This is a genomic window from Pseudonocardia ailaonensis, assembly GCF_039531635.1.
Taxonomy (GTDB): Bacteria; Actinomycetota; Actinomycetes; order Mycobacteriales; family Pseudonocardiaceae; genus Pseudonocardia; species Pseudonocardia ailaonensis.
The window spans coordinates 96406-114650 of sequence record NZ_BAAAQK010000024.1; the positions used below are offsets into that span (position 1 = coordinate 96406).

An 18245-nucleotide genomic window follows, 5' to 3' on the forward strand; every position below is an offset into this window, starting at 1 on the left:
CGGCGCGGGAGCGCTCAGCTCTCGGTCTTCGGGGTGGCGGCACGCCGTGCCGCCGGCTTGCGCGCGGCGGTCTTCGGCGCGGTCTTCTCCGCCGTCTTCTCCGCGGCCGGCTTCGCCGGAGCGGTCCGGTTCGCGGCCCGGCGGGTGGTGCTGCGGGTCGCGGCGGCGGCGTCGTCCCCGGCCTCGTCGACGGCGGCCGCGGCGTCCTTGCCCACCTCGGCCACGGTCTTCGACGCGTCCGCGGAGACCTCGGTGATGGTCTCGGCGACCTCGTCGGCAGCCTTCTGGGTGCGGACGGCGACCTTCTCGCCCACCGAGCGGGTCTCGCGGGTGACGACCGACAGCGCCTTCTCGGCGGCGTCGTGCGCATCGTCGACGAGGGCGTCGACCCGGGCGTCCAGCTTCTCGGTCAGGTCCTCGACCTGGGCGAAAGCCTGCTTGACCTGCGGCTGCTTGCGCAGCGTGCCCCAGGTCGACTCACCGCGGGACGCGAGGTCCGCGTAGGCCTTCTCCGCCTGGGCGCGCAGCGACTCGACCAGCTTGCGCAGCTCCTCGGTGGACAGCTTGCCGCGCAGCTCCCCGACCTCGCCCGGGATCTCCTGGGCGCGCTTGGTGGTCGCGGCGTACGACGCGGACGCCTTCTGCACGGCGTCGGTGTAGGCGGAGACGAGCGAGCTGTAGGCGTACTCCCCCGCGCCCAGCGCCGCGAGCAGCGGCGTCTTGACGACCTCGGCCTGCTCGGCCGCGGTCTTGGCAGCCTGCTCACGGACCTTGCGGACGTCCGCAGCGGTCGGCAGCGATACGGCCATGATGATCACTTCCCCTGGTGTGTGGGTTCGTCCGGCTCGGTCTCCCGCCGGAAGGAGTCGTAGATGTCGAGCAGCACCTGTTTCTGCCGCTCGGACAGGGTGACGTCGGCGAGCACGGCGTCGGTGACGGCGCTCGCCGGGCGTTCCTCGAGGATCCCGGCTCTGACGTACAGCGCCTCCGCGGAGATCCGCAGCCCCTTGGCGATCTGCTGCAGGATCTCCGCCGACGGCTTGCGCAGCCCCCGCTCGATCTGGCTGAGGTACGGGTTGCTGACGCCGGCGGTGCGGGCGAGCTGGCGCAAGGAGACCTGGGCGGTCTCGCGCTGCGCCCGGATGTAGGAGCCGATGTCGTCGACGGCGGTCTTCACGGTCTTGTCGACCTTGTCGGCGACCTGCCCGACCTGGCTGATCGGGTCGCTCTTCTCCCTGTCGGAACTGCTGACCATCCTGCTCACTCCCTCGTGCCCCTCCGACGGTACCGACGAGTGCTAGCTCCTGCAAGCAGGATGCTTGCGCTGGTGGAGTGGCCCTCGCCACGGTGTTTTCACGGCGAAATAGGGTACGGGCGTGGCGGACGAGTTACCGGGCACCGGAGAGGACGTGGTCGCGGCACCGCGACCGCCGTTCTTCCGACCCCTGCGAGGTCAGGCCCGCGCGACCGCGGCGGTCGCCGTGGGCGGCGCGATCGGCGCGATCGCCCGCTGGGCGGTCGGGCTCGGGCTGCCGGCCGCGCCCGGCACGTTCCCGCTCGGCACCTTCGGGATCAACACCGTGGGCTGCTTCGCCATCGGCGTGCTGCTGGTGGTGCTCACCGAGCAGCGCTGCCCCCATCCGCTGCTGCGTCCCTTCCTGGCGACGGGCGTCCTCGGCGGGTTCACGACGTTCTCCACCTTCTCGGTCGACGCCGAACGCCTGCTGCTCACCCGGCACGCGCTGCTCGCACTCGGCTACCTCGGCGGCACCCTCGTGGCCGCGCTCCTCGCGACCTGGGCGGGCATCGCCCTGGCCCGGAAGGTGGGACGTCGATGATCCCGCTGTTGGTGATCGTGGGGGCCGTCGTCGGCGCCCCCGCCCGCTACCTGACGGACCGGCTGGTCCAGTCCCGCCACGACACCGGCTTCCCGTGGGGCACCTTCACGGTCAACGTCGTCGGCTCGTTCGTCCTCGGCTTCGTGACGGGCGCGACCGCGTCCCCGGCGATCACCGCGCTGGTCGGCACCGGGTTCTGCGGCGCCCTCACCACCTACTCCACCTTCGGCTACGAGACCGTCCAGCTCGCCGCCGGCCGCAGCGTCCTCTTCGCGACCTTCAACGCCCTGGGCTCGGTCGTCGCCGGCCTGGGCGCGGCCGGCCTCGGCCTCGCCCTGGGCCGGCTGTTCTAACCCGACGTCGACTCCACTACCCGGACGCCGCTACTTGGACGCCACCCGCCGGTACCGGATCACCGCCAACGGCAGGAAGACCGCGATGATCCCCACCGAGGACAGCACCGCGTAGAGCACGGCGTGCTGGGCGGGCCAGGCCGTGGACACCTCGAAGCCCGGCAGCTGCGTCGGGTTGCCGAACAGCTGCCGGCACGCCCCCGCCACCGCGGACACCGGGTTCCACTCCCCCACCGGTTGCAGCCAGCCCGGGAAGCCCTGGATCGACACGAACGCGCTGGACAGGAACGTGAGCGGGAACAGCCAGATCAGCCCGACGCTCTGCGCCACCTCCACGTTGCGCGCGATCAGCCCCACGAACACCCCGATCCACGACATCGCGAACGAGAAGAGCAGCAGGAGCGCGTAGCCCGCGATCGCGTCGAGCAGGCTGCCGCGGATCCGCCAGCCCACGACCAGCCCGGACAGCGACATGACGACCAGCGTGATCACGCCGACGCCCAGGTCCGCGGTGGTGCGGCCGAGCACCACCGCCAGCCGGGACATGGGCAGCGACCGGAACCGGTCGAGCACGCCCTTGCCCAGGTCGTTGGCCATGCCGATGGTCGTGAAGAAGACGTTGAACGCCACCGTCTGCGCGAAGATGCCGCCGATCAGGAACTCGCGGTAGGTGTCGCCGCCGAGGCTGCCCGCGAAGACCAGCGCGAACAGCACCACGAACATGATCGGCTGCACGGTCATGCCGATCAGCGCGTCCGGCACGCGCTTCATCCCGACGAGGTTGCGCCACGTGACGATCGAGCCGTCCCGGACCCCCTGGGCCACCGCGTTCACTTGTCCTCCTCCGTCTCCGACGTCTCTGCCGCGTGGCCGGTCAGGGCCAGGAACACGTCGTCCAACGTGGGGCGGCTGCTCGCCACGTCCTGCACCTCGATGCCCTCGGCGTCGAACCGGCGCAACGCCTCGACCAGGGCCTTCGTCCCACCCTCGACCGGCACCGCCAGCCGTCTCACCCCCTCGTCGACCACGGGTGGCCCGGAGCCGACCTCGGCGAGGATCGCGGTGGCCCGCGCCAGCTGCTCGGGCTGGGTGACGATCAGCTGCAGCCGCTCACCGCCGATCCGGGCCTTCAGCTCGTCCGCCGTGCCGCGGGCGATCGCCCGCCCCTTGTCGATCACGACGATGCTGTCCGCGAGCTGGTCCGCCTCCTCCAGGTACTGCGTGGTGAGCAGCACCGTCGCACCGTCGGTGACCAGCTCGGAGATCATCGCCCAGGTGTCGAGGCGGCCCCGCGGGTCGAGCCCCGTGGTCGGCTCGTCGAGCACCACGACCGGCGGCTGCGCGACCAGCGCGCCCGCCAGGTCCAGCCGCCGGCGCATGCCGCCGGAGTAGCCCTTGGCGGGCCGGTCCGCCGCCTCGTCGAGCCGGAAGCGGTCGAGCAGCTCGCGCGACCGCTCCCGCGCCTTCCGGCGGCCGAAGCCGTAGAGCCGGCCGACGAGGTAGAGGTTCTCGTAGCCGGTCAGGTTCTCGTCGACCGCCGCGTACTGCCCGGACAGCCCGATCGACCGGCGCACGGCCTGCGGCTCCGCCGCCACCTCGTGCCCCGCCACCCATGCCCGCCCGGCGTCCGGCCGCAGCAGCGTGGTGAGGACCCGCACCATGGTCGTCTTGCCCGCGCCGTTCGGCCCCAGCAGCCCCAGGATCGTGCCGGCCGGGATCTCGAGATCCACACCGTCGAGCGCCTTCGTCTTCCCGAAGGACTTGACCAGGCCCTCGGCGCGCACCGCCGCTTCTGTCATGCGGCGCAGACTAGAGGGGACCCCCGACAGTTCTCGCCCGATTTGTCCCGGCCCCGATTTGTTCGTGCCTCGGGCCCGCTCACGGGGTAGAATTAACCGGTCGGCCAGCAACGAGGGACAATGATGACCACCGAAGCCGCTGTGAAGCAACGCCTGTCGCCGAGCGCCGCCAGAGCGGCGCAGCTCGCCCACCTCGCGCTCACGCCGCGGCAGGAGATCGTGCTGCTCGCCCGGGCGCTGTACCGCGAGGGCTGGGACGACTTCGAGGTCGGCCACATCACCTACCGCCTGCCCGACGACACGTTCCTCACGTTGCCGTTCGAGCGTGGGTGGGACGAGGTGCGCCCGGAGGAGATCCTCCGCATCGACATCGACGGCAACGTCCTCGAGGGCGACTTCAGCGTCACCGGCGCGATCGTCCTGCACCTCGAGTTCCACCGGCTCCGGCCCGAGTGCGACGTGACCGTGCACCAGCACCCGCGCTTCACCACCGTGTGGTCGGCGATCGGCAAGGTGCCACCGGCCTACGACCAGCGCGCGGCGTACCTGCCGGACGACCAGATCGCCTTCTACGACGACTACTCCGGCGGCGTCAACAGTGTCGACGAGGCCCGCGCCGCGGTGAACGCGCTCGGCGACCGGTCGTGCGCCATCCTGCGCAACCACGGCGCCTTCGTCGTCGCCAACTCCATCGCCCAGGCCTTCGGTCGCGCCACCTCGCTGGAGTGGCGCTGCCAGCAGGCGTGGCACGTCGAGGCCGCGGGCGGCGGTCACGAGATGCCGCAGAAGGGCCGCGACTGGCTCGCACAGGCGATCGCGGTGGGGTGCGACGGCGCGCTGCCGCACCAGTGGCCGTGGGCCGTGCGGCGTGAGCTGCGCGCCGATCCGGCGTTGCTCCAGGGTGAGGGGATCGCGTGACGTCGACGGCGAACGGTGACGCCGCCTGGGCGGAGAGCGCGAAACGCCTGGGCCGCTCGGGGGTCGTGACCTTCATCGACGAGCCGGAGCCCGAGCCGCTGTTCTGCCCGATGATCTCGGTCGACGACCACCTCCTCGAGCCGCCGACGCTGTTCGACGGCCGGCTGCCGCAGCGCCTGCAGGCCGACGCGCCCCGGCTCGAGCGCCAGGAGGACGGTGCCCGGTGGTGGGTCATCGGCGACGCCGTCGTGCCGATCTCGATGGCCAACGGCGCGTCGGGTCGCCCGATCTCGGAGTGGAGCGCGGCCGCCTCCGAGTACGACGAGTTCCGCCGCGCGGTGTGGGACCCGAACGAGCGGCTCCACGACATGGACCTCACGGGTGTGTGGGCCAGCCTCTGCTTCGGCTCGATCGTGTGGGGCTTCGCCGGCAGCCGCTTCTCGCAGATGCCCGATCCGGAGGTCGGCCTCGCCTGTGTCAGGGCGTGGAACGACTGGATGGTGGAGGAGTGGTGGGGCGCCGCGCCCGACCGCTTCATCCCGTGCCAGCTGCCGTGGCTGCGCGACCCGGTCGAGGGCGCCGCCGAGATCTACCGCAACGCCGAGCGTGGCGTGCGGTCGGTGAGCTTCTCCGAGAACCCGGAGCCGCTCGGCTTCCCCAACATCTACGACCGTTCCTGGGACCCGTACTTCCGCGCCTGCGAGGAGACCGGCACGGTCGTCAACCTCCACGTCGGGTCGTCGGGCACCCTCACCGTGCCCTCGTCGTCGTCGCCCGGGGACGTGCTCGTCGCGCTGTTCCCGTTGAGCGGGGTGACGGCGCTCGTCGACTGGATCTACTCCGAGATCCCCACCCGGTTCCCCGGGCTGAGGATCGTGATGTCCGAGGCGGGCGTCTCGTGGGTGCCGATGGCGATCGAGCGCCTGGCGCGCGCGCAGCGCCAGTCGTCGGCCGTCGGCCGGGGCTGGCCGGCGGGCGACCTCTCGCCGACCGAGATCGTGCGCCGCAACTTCGCCTTCACGTCGATCGAGGACCCGGCGGGCATGCGGCAGCTCGACCTCATCGGCGAGGACATCGTGATGGTCGAGACCGACTACCCGCACTTCGACAGCACCTGGCCCGACTGCCAGCAGATGCTCCGCAGCCAGCTGGCCGGCCTGCCCGCCGACGTCGTGCGCAAGGTCTGCTACGAGAACGCGGCCCGCATCTACCACCAGCCGCCGCCCCCACCCGAGCTCGTCGCGGCCTCGGAGGTCGGCCTCCCCGGCTAGGGGTCAGAACACCAGCTGGGACACCGTGTAGATCACCAGGCCGGCGAGCGCGCCGACGACGGTGCCGTTGATCCGGATGAACTGCAGGTCGCGGCCCACCTGGAGCTCGATCTTGCGGGAGGTCTCCTCGGCGTCCCACTTGGCCACGGTGTCCGTGATCAGCGTGGTGATCTCGTGCCGGTAGTGGCGCACGACGTAGCCGGCGGCGTCGGCGAGCCAGCCGTCGATCCGGCGGCGCAGGTCGGCGTCCGTGGCGAGGCGCTCGCCCAGGGACATCAGCCCGTCGCGGACCCGGCGGCGCAGCTCCGACGACGGGTCCGCGGCGGCGTCGAGGATCATGCCCTTGACCACGGACCAGGCCTGCCCGATGAACTTCTGCACGTCGGGATGGTCGAGCACCTGCTGCTTGACCTGCTCGGCCCGGGCGATCGTCTTCGGGTCGCTCTGCAGGTCCCGCGCGAACTCCGACAGGAAGCGGTCCACGGCGTGTCGCAGCTGGTGGTCCGGATCCGTCTTGACGGCCCACGCGTAGGCCTGGACCTCGTTGTACAGCTTGGTGGCCATCATGTCGTCGACGAACCGGGGCGTCCACATCGGCGCCCGGTCGTGCACCACCCGCAGGACCATCTCCTGGTTCTCGGTGACCCAGTCGTAGGCCCGGTCGCACACCAGGTCGACGAGCCTGCGGTGCGCCCCGTCCGTGAGGACCCCCTCGAGCACCTTGCCCAGCGGCGGGCCCACCTCGGTGTCGACGATCTTGCGGACGAGGACCTGCTCGATCAGGTCCTGCACCACGTCGTCGCGCAGCACGGTGACCACGCCGCGGGCCGCCGTGGCGAGCTCGGCGGTGACCCGCTCGGCGTTGTCCTGCTGGGCGACCCACGTGCCCAGCCGCCGGGTGACGTCGACGCGGCCGAGCTTGTCCCGTACCACGTCCTCGGACAGGAAGTTCTCGCCGACGAAGTCGCCCAGCGAGTCCCCGATGGTGTCCTTCTTGCGCGGGATGATCGCCGTGTGCGGGATCTTGAGGCCCAGCGGGTGCCGGAAGAGCGCCGTGACCGCGAACCAGTCCGCCAGCGCGCCGACCATCCCGGCCTCGGCGGCCGCCCGCACGTAGCCGGCCCAGGCCAGGCCCTGCTTGAGCTCCAGGTACCGCATCACGAAGAAGATGATCGTGGCGCCGACCAGGAACCCGGTGGCGACCAGCTTCATCCGGCGCAGGTCACGCCGTTTCTGCGCCTCGGCCTGCGGACCGAGCGCCAGCCCGTCCGGGACGGCGGATCCGCCCGGCAGGGCGCGCTGAGAAGTCTCCACGCACCCAGTGTGCCCGTGCGGGGAACGAGGCGCGGCGGGAACCTGAGAAGAGGGTCACGGCCGGGCCCGGGGCTCTGGCCTCCGGGCCCGGCCGGGGTCCACAGGTGCGGCGCCCGCCGGGAGTGCCCCCGGCGGTCGCGGACCGCACCCGGAGCGTCCCCAGGCCGGGCGCGCGGATGCTCAGATCCGCTCCGCGCGGGACCGTCCGGCCGAGGGGGACGCAGGTGGCGCGCGCCTAGCGCGCGCCCCCGGTGGCGGCGGTGGCGGGCCGCTGGGCACCCGCCTCCACGCCGCTGTGAACCGCACTTCTGTTCGCGGCCGCCCGCTGCCGCACGGCGGCGAGGACGGCGTCGACGATCACGTCCGCGTCGGGCACGACGTACCCGGTGAACGCCGGGCGGACCCGCCACTGCACCCAGCCGTCCGGCCGCTCGGTCGGCGGGGCGAGCACCCCGATGCCGTCCGTGTGGAGCACGACGTCCGCGTGGAGGGAGAGCTCCGCGGGCAGCTCGTGGTTCGGCGACATCGGGAACCACCACGTGTCGTGCGGCGTCGCGGCGACCGGGACCACGAGCCCGCGGTCACGGAGCGTGGCGCACACCTCGCGGCCGAGCGCGGAGGGGATCTCGATGACGTCGAGCACCGTGCCCGTGTCGAGGAGGATCTCGCCACCCGGGCCCGGGACCAGCGGCCAGCCGTGCTCGACGTACTCGACCGCGGCCGCCCGCAGCTCCGCGCCGTAGACGGCCCGGTAGCTGTCCCACCACGACATCCGACTCATCTCCTACCGTGATCACGAGCTGATCTGAAGAACTGGTCCGTGGGACGTCCGGTAGGACGTCGCCCACATCACATGGAACACCATCGACAGGGCCCGGGGTGTGCGTTACGGGACAGACAGCGGTGACCGCGCGTGACGACGAGATGAATGGACGGGGTCCGCGATCATCGGCCGGCGGGGCACCGGTGATCGGTGGCCGACCGGTCAGCGGCCCGGGTCCGGCGGCTACTCCGTTCGAGAGGCGGCGCCGGTCGTCGCACGGCCCCCCGACGAGCGGTGATCGGTGATGATGGCCCGATGCTGCTCGTCACCGGTGCCACCGGCTATCTGGGCTCCGTCCTCGCCGGCCTGCTCGCCGCGCGGGGACGACCGTTCCGCGCGCTCGTCCGCGACCCGGCCAAGGCCGTGCTCCTGCCGCCCGGCACGGAGGCCGCCGTCGGCGCACTGGGCGACCCCGGCGTCCTCGACGCCGCGCTCGACGGCTGCGACGGCGTCCTGCACCTCGCCGGGCTGGTCGGCGGCACTCCGGAGCAGATCCACGCGGCCAACGTCGAGGGCACCCGGGCGGTCGTGGCGGCCGCGCAGCGGGCCGGCGTCGCGCGGTACGTCCAGGTGAGCAGCGCGGCGGCCGTGCTGGACGACGCCGGGGTGGTCAGCGAGGAGCCGCGGCGCCCCCAGGTGCTCACCGACCCCTACTCCACCGCCAAGGCGGAGGCGGACGCGCTGGTCCTCGGCTCGGGGCTCGCGGCGTCGATCGTCCTGCCCACGTCCGTCTACGGGCCGAGCCCCGCCGGGCCGCTGAGCTACAACGCGCTGCTGCGCGGGGTGGTGTCCGGCGAGGTCACCGAGGTCGTCGACGCGACGATGGGCTGGGTGCTGGCCGAGGACACGGCGGCGGGGATCCTGCTGGCGCTCGACCACGGCGAGCCCGGCCGCCGGTACGTGCTCAACGGCGAGGTCGCCCGCTTCCCCGGCGTCCTGAACCGGGCGGCGGAGCTGCTGGGCAGCCCGCGGCGGGTCACCGCACTCCCCGCGGGCTCGACGCTCGGCCCGGCGGCGTCCGCGTTCGCCCGCCGGTCCGAGGCCTACGGGCGCTTCCCGCCCGTCCGGATGGTGGACGACGGGGCCCGGGCCCTGGGCTTCGCACCCCGGGGCGTGGAGGAGGGGCTCGCGCTCACCGCTCCGTGGCTGCGCGCACACCTGTAGAAACGCCGCTGCCGGCGACCCCCGAAGGAGCCGCCGGCAGCGGAGAAGTCCCGGATGCCGCTACTACAGCGGGGTCACCGAGTCGGCCTGCGGGCCCTTGGCGCCCTGGCTGGCCTCGAAGGAGACACGCTGGTTCTCCTCGAGGGTCCGGAAGCCCGACGACTGGATCGCCGAGTAGTGGACGAACACGTCCGGACCGTTGTCGTCGGTGGCGATGAAGCCGAAGCCCTTCTCGGCGTTGAACCACTTGACGGTGCCCTGCGGCATAAGCTTTTTTCTCCCACGCACTGAACGGATCCGGCCGACATGTCGAAGGCCGGAGGCTGCGCGGACGACCCGCGCGAGGGAGAAGGCAGAAGCCTCGACGCTCGTGCGGAGCCCGGTGTCACACGTTCCACGCACGCTGTCTCAACGATCGAGGAAAACACGACTGCAACCGCTGGGAACGCTACCACGGCCGGACGTGACGGCGGTTGCACATCCGCGGGAAACGCCGGTTCCACCGCACGTCACGGGCCCGACGCCCGCTGGCCGGACGATGCACAGGTCCGCGACCTCTCCGAGGCCGGACCGTTGCGCTACCGTGACCCTCGGCCGCTGTGCGTGACGGCCGACGGCGAGATGTGCCGGGGAACGACACGGCACGGTCCGTGAAGGCGCCCGGATGCGGCGCGGTCGGGCGGCGCAGGGCTGCCGGAGCCGGTCCTCCCCCGACCGACCCCCGACGAGAAGGCCGATGTATGCCCTCCCTCGCCCCTGAGCGTCCCCGCGCGGCCGAACCGCCCACCGAGGGCCGCCGTTCCACCCTCGAGCACGTGCTCGTGATCGCGTTCATGATCGTCCCGCTGCTGGCCGTGGCCGCCGCGGTGCCCGTCGCGTGGGGGTGGGGTCTCGGCTGGACGGACGTGGCGCTGTTCGCGGCGTTCTACGTGGTCAGCGGGATGGGGGTGACGGTCGGGTTCCACCGTTACTTCACGCACGGCTCCTTCAAGGCGAACCGGCCGCTGCGCATCGCGCTCGCGCTCGCCGGCTCGCTGGCGCTGCAGGGCGGCGTGGTCTCGTGGGTGTCGGACCACCGCCGCCACCACGCCTACTCCGACAAGGAGGGCGACCCGCACTCCCCGTGGCTGTTCGGCACCGGGCCGGGCGCGCTCGCCCGCGGCTTCTGGCACGCCCACATGGGATGGCTGCTCGACCGGGACAGGACGAACGCCCGCCGGTTCTCGCCGGACCTGCTCGCGGACCGGGACATCCGGCGGGTCGACGACAGCTTCCTCTGGGTCGCGCTGACCAGCCTGTTGCTCCCGGGCGTGCTCGGCGGGCTCATCACGTGGTCGGTCTCCGGCGGACTGACGGCGCTGTTCTGGGCCGGCCTGGTGCGCGTGGCCCTGCTGCACCACGTCACCTGGTCGATCAACTCGGTGTGCCACATCTGGGGGGACCGGCCGTTCGCGGCGCGTGACCGCTCGGCGAACGTCTGGTGGCTGGCGCTGCTGTCCTTCGGCGAGTCCTGGCACAACCTGCACCACGCGGACCCCACCTGCGCGCGGCACGGCGCGAGACGCGGCCAGATCGACGTCTCGGCGCGGACGATCCGGATCTTCGAGAAGCTCGGCTGGGCCCACTCGGTCCGGTGGCCGACCACCCGCCGGCTGACCCGGTTGAGCAAGGTCCCCGAACACGCGGCGTGACGCTCGCGGCGACCGGCTTCCACAGCGGGTGACGGAATGCCCGACCGGGTGAGCAGGAAACACTTCCCATGCCGTCGGGTGACGGGCTCCCCCGGGCGGCCCAGCCGGCCCCGGCGCGCGGGGCCCCGGGCCCTCGCCCGCACCCGCATCGGGTGACCCCCGCCGGGGTGTCGACACGGGTCGTCGCGCACTCCGCGTGACCGATACCGTTCGGCGCCCCGGACGGGTCTCTGGCCAGCGCGGACACCGCCTTCGCATGATTCGTTCCATCCCGCCGGAACGATCATCACAGGAGGCAGACCGTGCGGAAGAGGATTGCGTTGGCGCTGGTCGCGGTGGCGACCAGCGGCAGCGTCGCCGTACTCGGCGCGGGCACGGCGATGGCCGCGCCCGCCGCCGAACAGCTACCGGTGCCGGTGGCCGCACCCGCCGTGCCCGCGGTGCCGGCGGTCCCCGCCGTGCCCGACACGCCGGTGGGTGGGCTGCTGCACGACGTGCTCGCCACCCTCCAGGGCCTGCTGCCCTCCCTGCTCGGCGGGGTGGTCCCGGCCGACCCGGTCGCCCTGGTCCCCGCCGTGCCCGCGGTCCCCGCGGTCCCGGCCGTGCCCGCGGTGCCCGCCCTCCCCGTGGCGGCGGACCCGGCCGCCGCCGCGGCCTCGGGGGCGACCCCGCAGGCGGCCTCGCCGGAGCAGCTCCCCGCCCTGCCCGACCCAGCCCTGCCCGATCCCGCCCTGCCCGACCCGGGCCTCCCGGTCACCGCCCCGGCGGTCCCGGACCCGACGGCGGCGCTGCCCGCCGTGCCGGCCCCCTGCGCGACCCCGGCCGTGCCCGATCCCGCGGCGGCCCCTGCGGTTCCGGACCCCGCCGCCGTCGCCGCTCCGGCCGTGCCGGACCCGGCCGCCGTCGTTCCGGCGGCGCCCGATCCGGCCGCCGCCGTCCCGGCCGTCCCCTGTGCCCCCGCCGTTCCCGGCGCTCCGGCCGTGCCGGACCCGGCCGCGGCGGTCCCGGCCCTGACCGATCCGGGCGCGGCGGTCCCGGCCCTGCCGAACCCCGGTGCCGCCGCACCGGCACTGCCGGACCCGGCCGCCGCGGTACCGGCGCCCGCCGTCCCGGCCCTGCCCGCCCCGGCCGCCGCCGTGCCGCCGGCACCGGTCCCGGTTCCGGCCGGCTGACGGGCACGAACTCCGCGCGCCCCGGTCGCCACGGCGGCCGGGGCGCGCGTGTCCTGCGGAACACGAGTCGTCGTGGGCACGGTCCGCCGAGCGCGAGCCGTCCGGGGACCCGGGGCTCAGGCCTCGCGGGTGCCCGAGAACCCGTCCTCGAGGGCGAGCAGCACCTCGTCGAGCAGCTCCCGGAGCTCCCGGTCCTCCTCGCGCAGCCACTGCTCGTAGGCCGAGAGGGCCGCGCCGAGGCAGACGTGCCCGAGCGTGCGCGGCAGCAGCGCGCTCGCCGGCTCGCCGAGCCGCGCGCCCGCGTAGTCCGCCACGACCTGCCGCCACTCGGCGTACCGCAGGGTGGAGTGGGCCTGCAGCGTGGGCGTCTCCAGGATCAGCCGCAGCCGCTGCCGGTGCCAGGGCTGCTCGTCGGCCGGCACGTCGTTGAAGTCCAGCACCGTCTCGCGGATCCCGGCCATCACGGGGACGTTCCCGGGCAGCAGCGCGAAACGGGCCCGCATCCGCTCGAGCATCTCGTCGAACGCGCCCCAGGGCACGTCGTTCTTCGAGGCGTAGTAGCGGAAGAAGGTGCGCCGGCCGATTCCCGCGGCCTGCGCCACGTCGTCCACCGTGGTCGAGTCGAAGCCGCGTTCGGTGAACAGGTCCAACGCGATGTGCTCGATCTCGGAGCGGCTGGTCACGGGTCGGCGGCCGGCCCGGCGGGTGGTCTGCGCACCGGCGGTCGCGGGCATCGGGCCTTCCTCCGCCCGGACCGGCCGGGCTAACGTCGGGGACGCCGGACGCTCGCGCTACCGGACTCTCGATCTGCATCGTACGACCGGGACCGGAGCGACCGGTGTGGCCGTTGACCTGTCAAACGGTCGTACGCGAAGGTGCGAGGAGGGCATATGACGGGCCGGGTCGAGGGGAAGGTCGCCTTCGTGACGGGGGCGGCGCGCAGCCAGGGGCGCAGCCACGCGCTGCGACTGGCCGAGGAGGGCGCCGACATCATCGCGGTGGACCTCTGCGGTCCCGTGGCGAGCATCCGGATGTACCCGCCGTCGACCGAGGAGGACCTGGCCGAGACGGTCCGGCAGATCGAGGCCCTGGACCGGCGCGTGGTCAGCGCGAAGGCGGACGTCCGGGACTCCGGGGCCCTGCGGGCGGCGGTCGACGCGGGCGTGGCCGAGCTCGGCCGGCTGGACATCGTGTGCGCCAACGCCGGTGTCTTCGAGATCGCGCCCGTCCTCGAGCTCACGGACGAGGCCTGGCGCGAGATGATCGACATCAACCTGACGGGGGTGTGGAACACCTGCCGGGCGGCCCTGCCGCACCTCACCGAGCGCGGCGGCTCCATCGTCATCACCAGCTCGACGGCGGGGCTGAAAGGGACCCCGAACGCGATTCACTACACGGCGGCCAAGCACGGCGTCGTCGGCATCATGCGGACCATCGCGAACGAGTTCGCCGCGAAGTCGATCCGCTGCAACACCGTGCACCCGACGGGCGTGAACACGGTGATGATCCAGAACGAGAAGACGTGGGGGCTGTTCGACCCGGACAACCCGCACCCCACCCGCGAGGCTGCGGCGCCCGTGTTCCAGGCGGCCAACGGCCTGCCGGTGCCGTGGGTGGAGTCCGTCGACATCTCCAACGCGATCCTCTTCCTCGCCTCCGACGAGGCCCGCTACATCACGGGCGTGACGCTCCCGGTCGACGCCGGCTTCACCGTCAAGTGAGGTCACGGGGTGTGCCGGGGCGCTCACCCGGCACACCCCGGCCTGCCGCCCACCGCGGGGATCCGGGTGGATCGGCGCTACGACCCTGATTTTGTCGGTGGTCCCGGGCACACTCTCGGGTGAGCCGTTCACCGACCCAGGGGGGATCACGATGAGTGCGCCGACCGCGCCACCGCGCGAGGAGCTCGAGCCGCAGCTGGAGGGCTTCCGGTCCGAGCTCACCGGCTACAGCTACCGGATGCTCGGGTCCTCCTTCGAGGCCGAGGACGCGGTGCAGGAGACGATGATCAGGGCCTGGAAGGCGCTGGACAAGTTCGACGGGCGCTCCTCGCTGCGCTCCTGGCTCTACCGGATCGCCACCAACGTCTGCATCGACGCGCTGAACGGCCGCAAGCGCCGGGCCGTGCCGATGGACTTCGGCGGCCCCTCGGAGCCGCGGATGGAGAACCTGCGCGAACCGCTCCCGGACGACCAGTGGCTCGAACCGGTGCCGGACGTGCGGATCGCCCCGTCGGGGGCCGATCCGGCGGAGACGGCGGTGGCGCGGGAGTCCGTGCGGCTCGCGTTCGTGGCCGCGCTGCAGCACCTGCCCCCGCGGCAGCGGGTCGTGCTGATCCTGCGCGAGGTGCTGTGCTGGAAGGCCGCCGAGGTGGCCGAGCTGCTCGGGTCGACCGTGGCGTCGGTCAACAGCGCCCTGCAGCGGGCCCGGGCCACGCTCGACGAGCGGGGCATCGGCGCGGCGGACGAGGCGGGTGTCAACCCGCCCGCGGAGGACCACGTCGAGCTGCTGGCCAAGTACGTCGCGGCCTTCGAGAGCTACGACATGGAGGCGCTGGTCGCCCTGCTGCACGAGGACGCGGAGCAGAACATGCCGCCGCTGGAGCTGTGGCTCAAGGGCTCGGAGAACATCCTGGCCTGGATGCAGGGCCCGGGAGCGGGGTGCAAGGGCTCGCGGATGCTCGCCACCTCGGCCAACGGGTCGCCGGCGTTCGGGCAGTACCGCCTGCACCCGGACGGCGTGCACCGGCCGTGGGGCCTGCAGGTGCTGCGTATCGAGGGCGACCGGATCGCCGGGATCAGCACATTCCTCGACACGAAGCTCTTCGCGTTGTTCGGCCTGCCGGAAAAGCTCGAGCCGGCCGCCTGAGACGTTTTCCCCGGCAGGACGAGAAAGCCGCGGGAATGCGCCCCGAAATGCAGGGACGCGCCGGACCCCGAAGGGTCCGGCGCGTCATCCCCGGTTGGACTACTGGCGTCCTCGGGTCACTTCTGCCAGACGGCGGCCGAGTCGCCGGCCGAGCACACCGCGGTCTGGTCGCCGGCCGGCGTGGTGGCCGGGCCGCTCAGCAGGCCCAGGATGCCGGAGACGGCCGCGCCGACGTTCACGTTCGGGCAGACGTTGACGTTCTTGAGCACGTCGGCGTTGTTCAGGGCGTTCACCGCGACGAGGCCGTTGGCCGAGCTCGCGCCGTCGTCACCGAGGACGGCGACGTTCTTCGGGCCGTTGCCGGCCTGCTCGTGGTGACCGTGGCCCTTCTCACCCGCGAAGGCGAGCGGGGACACCGCGACGAGGGTCGCAGCGACACCGGCGGTGATGATCCCAGCCTTCTTCAGCACAGTGATTCTCCTGTTACGTACGGGGGCCGGAATGCAGCCCCATCGTGTGTTCAGCGTGTGACTTGGGGAGCCCCGCTGATGAACGAAACGCTATCGGGCACCCGGCCGGTTCACCTCATCATCTACCACCATCGGATGAACGCAATTACTCTCCGCAAGGATACTGCTCTCATCGGGCATGCCCGAGGGCCGAAGTCAATCTCGAACACCCGGACCTCGTCACACGATGTAGTGATCAGCGACCCGTTCGGCCCAATAACCTTTCAGATGATCACGCGCAGTCATCGGGGTCTCCCGACCCGGGGAATTCAGTTCCTCGAAAGGGTTGCGTCGTGAGTCGCGACGGGGGCCTCCGGCGCCCCGGAGCGGGTCACCCGAACCCCGATCCGGTGGTGGCGGGGGACTCCGCTCCGCAACCGGGCCTCCCGCCCTTCGCCCGCGGCCCGGTCCTGACCGTGGCCGCCCTGGTCACGGCCCTGCTCGTCGCCCTCGCCGGCCGCTACGGCTACCACCGGGACGAGCTGTACTTCCTCGCCGCGAGCAGGCGGCTGAGCGTCGGCTATCCGGACCAGGGCCCCGTCACGCCGCTGATCGGCTGGCTCGGCCACGCGATCTTCGGGGACTCCCTGGTCGGCACGCGGGTGCTGCCGGCGCTGATGATCGGCGCCACGGCCCTGCTCGCCGGGCTGATGGCGCGCGAGCTGCGCGGCGGGCGGGGCGCCCAGGCACTCGCCGCGGGCACCGTGGCCGTCTCCGCGATCGCGTTGCAGACCGGGCACCTGCTCTCCACCACGACCTTCGACCTGCTGGCCTGGGCGCTGACCTCCTGGCTGGTGGTCCGCGCGTTGCGGCGCGGCGGGCGGAGCTGGCTGTGGGTCGGGCTCTCGGCGGGGATCGCGCTCGAGAACAAGATGCTCATGGCGTTCCTGCTGGTGGCGCTGCTCGTCGGGCTCCTGCTGGCGGGCCCGCGATCGGCGCTGCGGGATCCGTGGCTCTGGCTCGGCGGCCTGCTCGCGCTGGTGCTGTGGGCGCCGTGGCTGGTCTGGCAGTTCGCCCACGGGCTGCCGCTGCTCACGCTGTCCGGGTCGATCGCCGCGGGCGGCTCCACCTCGAGCCAGCCCTGGTGGCTGGTGGTCCCGTTCCAGGCGGTGCTCGTCAGCCCGCTGCTGATCCCGGTGTGGGTCGCGGGCCTGGTGGCGCTGTGGCGCGGCCGGGAGCTCCGCCTGTTCGTCGTGGCCTACGCGGTCCTGCTGGTGATCTTCACCGTGACGAGCGCCAAGCCGTACTACGTGTGCGGGCTCTATCCGCTGCTGCTCGCCGCCGGTGCCGGGCCGACGGTGGAGTGGGCGCGCACGAGGGTGCGGGCCGTGCTGCTCGCGGCGGCGGTCGCGCTCGGCGCGCTGGTCAACGTCGTGCTGATGCTTCCGGTCGTGCCCGTCACCGCGCTGGCGTCCACCCCGATCACGGATGTCGTCCCGGACGTCGGGGAGACGGTCGGGTGGCCGGAGTTCGCCCGGACCGTCGCCGGGGTGGTGGCCGCGCAGCCGGCCGGCACCGTCGTCGTGGCCCGCAACTACGGGGAGGCCGGCGCGGTCGAGCGGTTCGCGCCCGGCGTCCCGGTGTTCGGCACCCAGAACTCCTTGGGCTACTGGGGCCCGCCGCCGGAGTCGGCGCGCCAGGCCGTCGTCATCGGCTTCACCCCGGCACAGCTGGAGCGATGGTTCACCGGCTGCACCCCGGCGGCGCGGATCGACAACGGGGTGGGCCTGAAGAACCAGGAGCAGGGCCGGGTGGTCTCCGTGTGCACGCCCCGCGGGAGCTGGGCCGAGCTGTGGCCGCAGATCATCTACGTCGGCTGACGCGACCCTTCGGCTTCCACACCGAGAGCACGGTCGCCACGAGCAGCACGGTCGTCGACACCACGGGCGGCATGAAGATCCGCGGCACCTCGACCGTCGTCGGCGTGCCGGTGGCGAGCGCGCGGCCGAACTCGCCCGCGTCGGTCAGGGCGGGGTGGAGCAGCAGCGCGATCAGGACGAGGAGCAGGAGGTTCATCACGAGCTTGGCCGCCACCCACCAGTGCCGGACCAGCCCCCAGCGCGTCATCACGCCGATGCCGACCCCGCTGAGCAGGGCGAGCAGCCCCGCGGTGAGCACGGGCCAGAACAGCAGGGGCAGCACCTGGTAGCAGGCGGCCGTCAGGGCCGGGTTCGCCATCGGCACGAAGACCAGCACGCCGAGGGCCACGTCGAGGCCCAGCCACGCGGCCGTGCTCACCACGTGCAGCGTCAGCATCGACCGACGGGCCGCGACCGGCACGGGCCAGCGCACCGGATCGCGCACCGCGCGGGGCCTCGTCGTCGTCCCAGCCGTCGTCCCCGTCGTCGTCACGCTCGTCATCCTGCTCCCCTCTCGCCTCCGGACCAGGTTCCCAAGGTCCGGACCTGCGCGAATCCGGCGGGCGCGGACACCTCCGCTACCGCGCCGGAGGGCCGCGACGACCTTCCCGTACTCCCGGCGGAGTAGGCCGCTGAAACTTGCCTGAGAGGTAATTTTGCCGATCC

At 72.8% G+C, this 18245-nt stretch carries 20 protein-coding genes; 10 read left to right on the top strand and 10 right to left on the bottom strand.

The features are described from left to right. Nucleotides 1–14: 14 nt before the first annotated feature. Together ABD324_RS28755 and ABD324_RS28760 are read right to left on the bottom strand one after the other, a co-directional pair. Nucleotides 15–809 carry a hypothetical protein gene (locus tag ABD324_RS28755; RefSeq protein ID WP_344424014.1) on the bottom strand — a complete coding sequence of 265 codons (795 nt, stop codon included), beginning with the start codon at nucleotides 807–809 and terminating at the stop codon, nucleotides 15–17. 5 nt (nucleotides 810–814) lie between these two features. Next, a complete protein-coding gene (locus tag ABD324_RS28760) occupies nucleotides 815–1255 on the bottom strand; it encodes a helix-turn-helix domain-containing protein (protein ID WP_344424017.1) in 441 nt (146 codons plus the stop codon). A 121-nt stretch (nucleotides 1256–1376) separates the two neighbouring features. On the opposite strand from ABD324_RS28760, the gene crcB (ABD324_RS28765) reads away from it, so the two are divergent. Both crcB (ABD324_RS28765) and crcB (ABD324_RS28770) read left to right on the top strand, forming a co-directional pair. Beyond that, nucleotides 1377–1838, top strand: a complete 462-nt coding sequence (crcB, locus tag ABD324_RS28765) for a fluoride efflux transporter CrcB (RefSeq protein WP_344424020.1) — start codon at nucleotides 1377–1379, stop codon at nucleotides 1836–1838. Then, nucleotides 1835–2191 (top strand): fluoride efflux transporter CrcB, encoded by a 357-nt coding sequence (gene crcB, locus ABD324_RS28770; protein ID WP_344424023.1) that lies wholly within the window; start codon nucleotides 1835–1837, stop codon nucleotides 2189–2191. The genes crcB (ABD324_RS28765) and crcB (ABD324_RS28770) overlap by 4 nt, the downstream gene beginning before the upstream one ends. Nucleotides 2192–2221: 30 nt before the next feature. Here the strand turns inward: crcB (ABD324_RS28770) and ABD324_RS28775 are convergent, their stop codons facing one another. Next, entirely contained in the window at nucleotides 2222–3025 is an 804-nt protein-coding gene (locus tag ABD324_RS28775; RefSeq protein ID WP_344424026.1) for an ABC transporter permease, read from the bottom strand. Further along, entirely contained in the window at nucleotides 3022–3990 is a 969-nt protein-coding gene (locus tag ABD324_RS28780; RefSeq protein WP_344424029.1) for an ATP-binding cassette domain-containing protein, read from the bottom strand. Before ABD324_RS28780 ends, ABD324_RS28775 begins: the two co-directional genes overlap by 4 nt. 120 nt (nucleotides 3991–4110) lie before the next feature. Here ABD324_RS28780 and ABD324_RS28785 point away from each other — a divergent pair, with 120 nt between their 5' ends. Both ABD324_RS28785 and ABD324_RS28790 read left to right on the top strand, forming a co-directional pair. Further along, nucleotides 4111–4908, top strand: coding sequence for a class II aldolase/adducin family protein (locus ABD324_RS28785; protein WP_344424031.1), 798 nt, complete (start codon nucleotides 4111–4113; stop codon nucleotides 4906–4908). Further along, the gene (locus ABD324_RS28790; RefSeq protein WP_344424033.1) at nucleotides 4905–6179 is read left to right on the top strand and encodes an amidohydrolase family protein; all 1275 of its coding nucleotides are present in this window, start codon (nucleotides 4905–4907) and stop codon (nucleotides 6177–6179) included. The genes ABD324_RS28785 and ABD324_RS28790 overlap by 4 nt, the downstream gene beginning before the upstream one ends. Before the next feature lie 3 nt (nucleotides 6180–6182). On the opposite strand, the gene ABD324_RS28795 is transcribed toward ABD324_RS28790, so the two are convergent. Both ABD324_RS28795 and ABD324_RS28800 read right to left on the bottom strand, forming a co-directional pair. Further along, nucleotides 6183–7493: a DUF445 domain-containing protein gene (locus tag ABD324_RS28795; RefSeq protein ID WP_425565923.1), complete on the bottom strand. Its 1311-nt coding sequence runs from the start codon at nucleotides 7491–7493 to the stop codon at nucleotides 6183–6185. Between the two features lie 235 nt (nucleotides 7494–7728). Continuing rightward, nucleotides 7729–8265 carry a hypothetical protein gene (locus ABD324_RS28800; RefSeq protein WP_344424037.1) on the bottom strand — a complete coding sequence of 179 codons (537 nt, stop codon included), beginning with the start codon at nucleotides 8263–8265 and terminating at the stop codon, nucleotides 7729–7731. 306 nt (nucleotides 8266–8571) lie between these two features. Here ABD324_RS28800 and ABD324_RS28805 point away from each other — a divergent pair, with 306 nt between their 5' ends. Then, nucleotides 8572–9480: an NAD-dependent epimerase/dehydratase family protein gene (locus tag ABD324_RS28805; protein ID WP_344424040.1), complete on the top strand. Its 909-nt coding sequence runs from the start codon at nucleotides 8572–8574 to the stop codon at nucleotides 9478–9480. Nucleotides 9481–9543: 63 nt separating this feature from the next. Here the strand turns inward: ABD324_RS28805 and ABD324_RS28810 are convergent, their stop codons facing one another. Next, on the bottom strand, nucleotides 9544–9747 hold the full coding sequence (locus ABD324_RS28810; RefSeq protein WP_344424043.1) for a cold-shock protein: 204 nt from the start codon (nucleotides 9745–9747) through the stop codon (nucleotides 9544–9546). 473 nt (nucleotides 9748–10220) lie between these two features. On the opposite strand from ABD324_RS28810, the gene ABD324_RS28815 reads away from it, so the two are divergent. Both ABD324_RS28815 and ABD324_RS28820 read left to right on the top strand, forming a co-directional pair. After that, complete coding sequence (locus ABD324_RS28815) at nucleotides 10221–11171, top strand: acyl-CoA desaturase (protein ID WP_344424046.1); 951 nt, start codon at nucleotides 10221–10223, stop codon at nucleotides 11169–11171. A gap of 302 nt (nucleotides 11172–11473) precedes the next feature. Beyond that, complete coding sequence (locus ABD324_RS28820; protein ID WP_344424049.1) at nucleotides 11474–12343, top strand: hypothetical protein; 870 nt, start codon at nucleotides 11474–11476, stop codon at nucleotides 12341–12343. A 116-nt stretch (nucleotides 12344–12459) separates the two neighbouring features. Here ABD324_RS28820 and mftR read toward each other — a convergent pair whose 3' ends face one another. Then, entirely contained in the window at nucleotides 12460–13077 is a 618-nt protein-coding gene (mftR, locus tag ABD324_RS28825; RefSeq protein WP_344424052.1) for a mycofactocin system transcriptional regulator, read from the bottom strand. Between the two features lie 156 nt (nucleotides 13078–13233). On the opposite strand from mftR, the gene ABD324_RS28830 reads away from it, so the two are divergent. Together ABD324_RS28830 and ABD324_RS28835 are read left to right on the top strand one after the other, a co-directional pair. After that, the gene (locus ABD324_RS28830) at nucleotides 13234–14064 is read left to right on the top strand and encodes a mycofactocin-coupled SDR family oxidoreductase (RefSeq protein ID WP_344424055.1); all 831 of its coding nucleotides are present in this window, start codon (nucleotides 13234–13236) and stop codon (nucleotides 14062–14064) included. 151 nt (nucleotides 14065–14215) lie between these two features. Beyond that, entirely contained in the window at nucleotides 14216–15211 is a 996-nt protein-coding gene (locus ABD324_RS28835) for a sigma-70 family RNA polymerase sigma factor (protein ID WP_344424057.1), read from the top strand. Between the two features lie 116 nt (nucleotides 15212–15327). Here ABD324_RS28835 and ABD324_RS28840 read toward each other — a convergent pair whose 3' ends face one another. Then, nucleotides 15328–15681, bottom strand: coding sequence for a hypothetical protein (locus ABD324_RS28840; protein WP_344424060.1), 354 nt, complete (start codon nucleotides 15679–15681; stop codon nucleotides 15328–15330). A 332-nt stretch (nucleotides 15682–16013) separates the two neighbouring features. Here ABD324_RS28840 and ABD324_RS28845 point away from each other — a divergent pair, with 332 nt between their 5' ends. Then, the gene (locus ABD324_RS28845) at nucleotides 16014–17540 is read left to right on the top strand and encodes a glycosyltransferase family 39 protein (RefSeq protein WP_344424063.1); all 1527 of its coding nucleotides are present in this window, start codon (nucleotides 16014–16016) and stop codon (nucleotides 17538–17540) included. Here ABD324_RS28845 and ABD324_RS28850 read toward each other — a convergent pair. Next, the gene (locus tag ABD324_RS28850; protein WP_344424065.1) at nucleotides 17524–18072 is read right to left on the bottom strand and encodes a hypothetical protein; all 549 of its coding nucleotides are present in this window, start codon (nucleotides 18070–18072) and stop codon (nucleotides 17524–17526) included. The two genes, ABD324_RS28845 and ABD324_RS28850, sit on opposite strands and share 17 nt — an antisense overlap. Nucleotides 18073–18245: the final 173 nt, after the last annotated feature.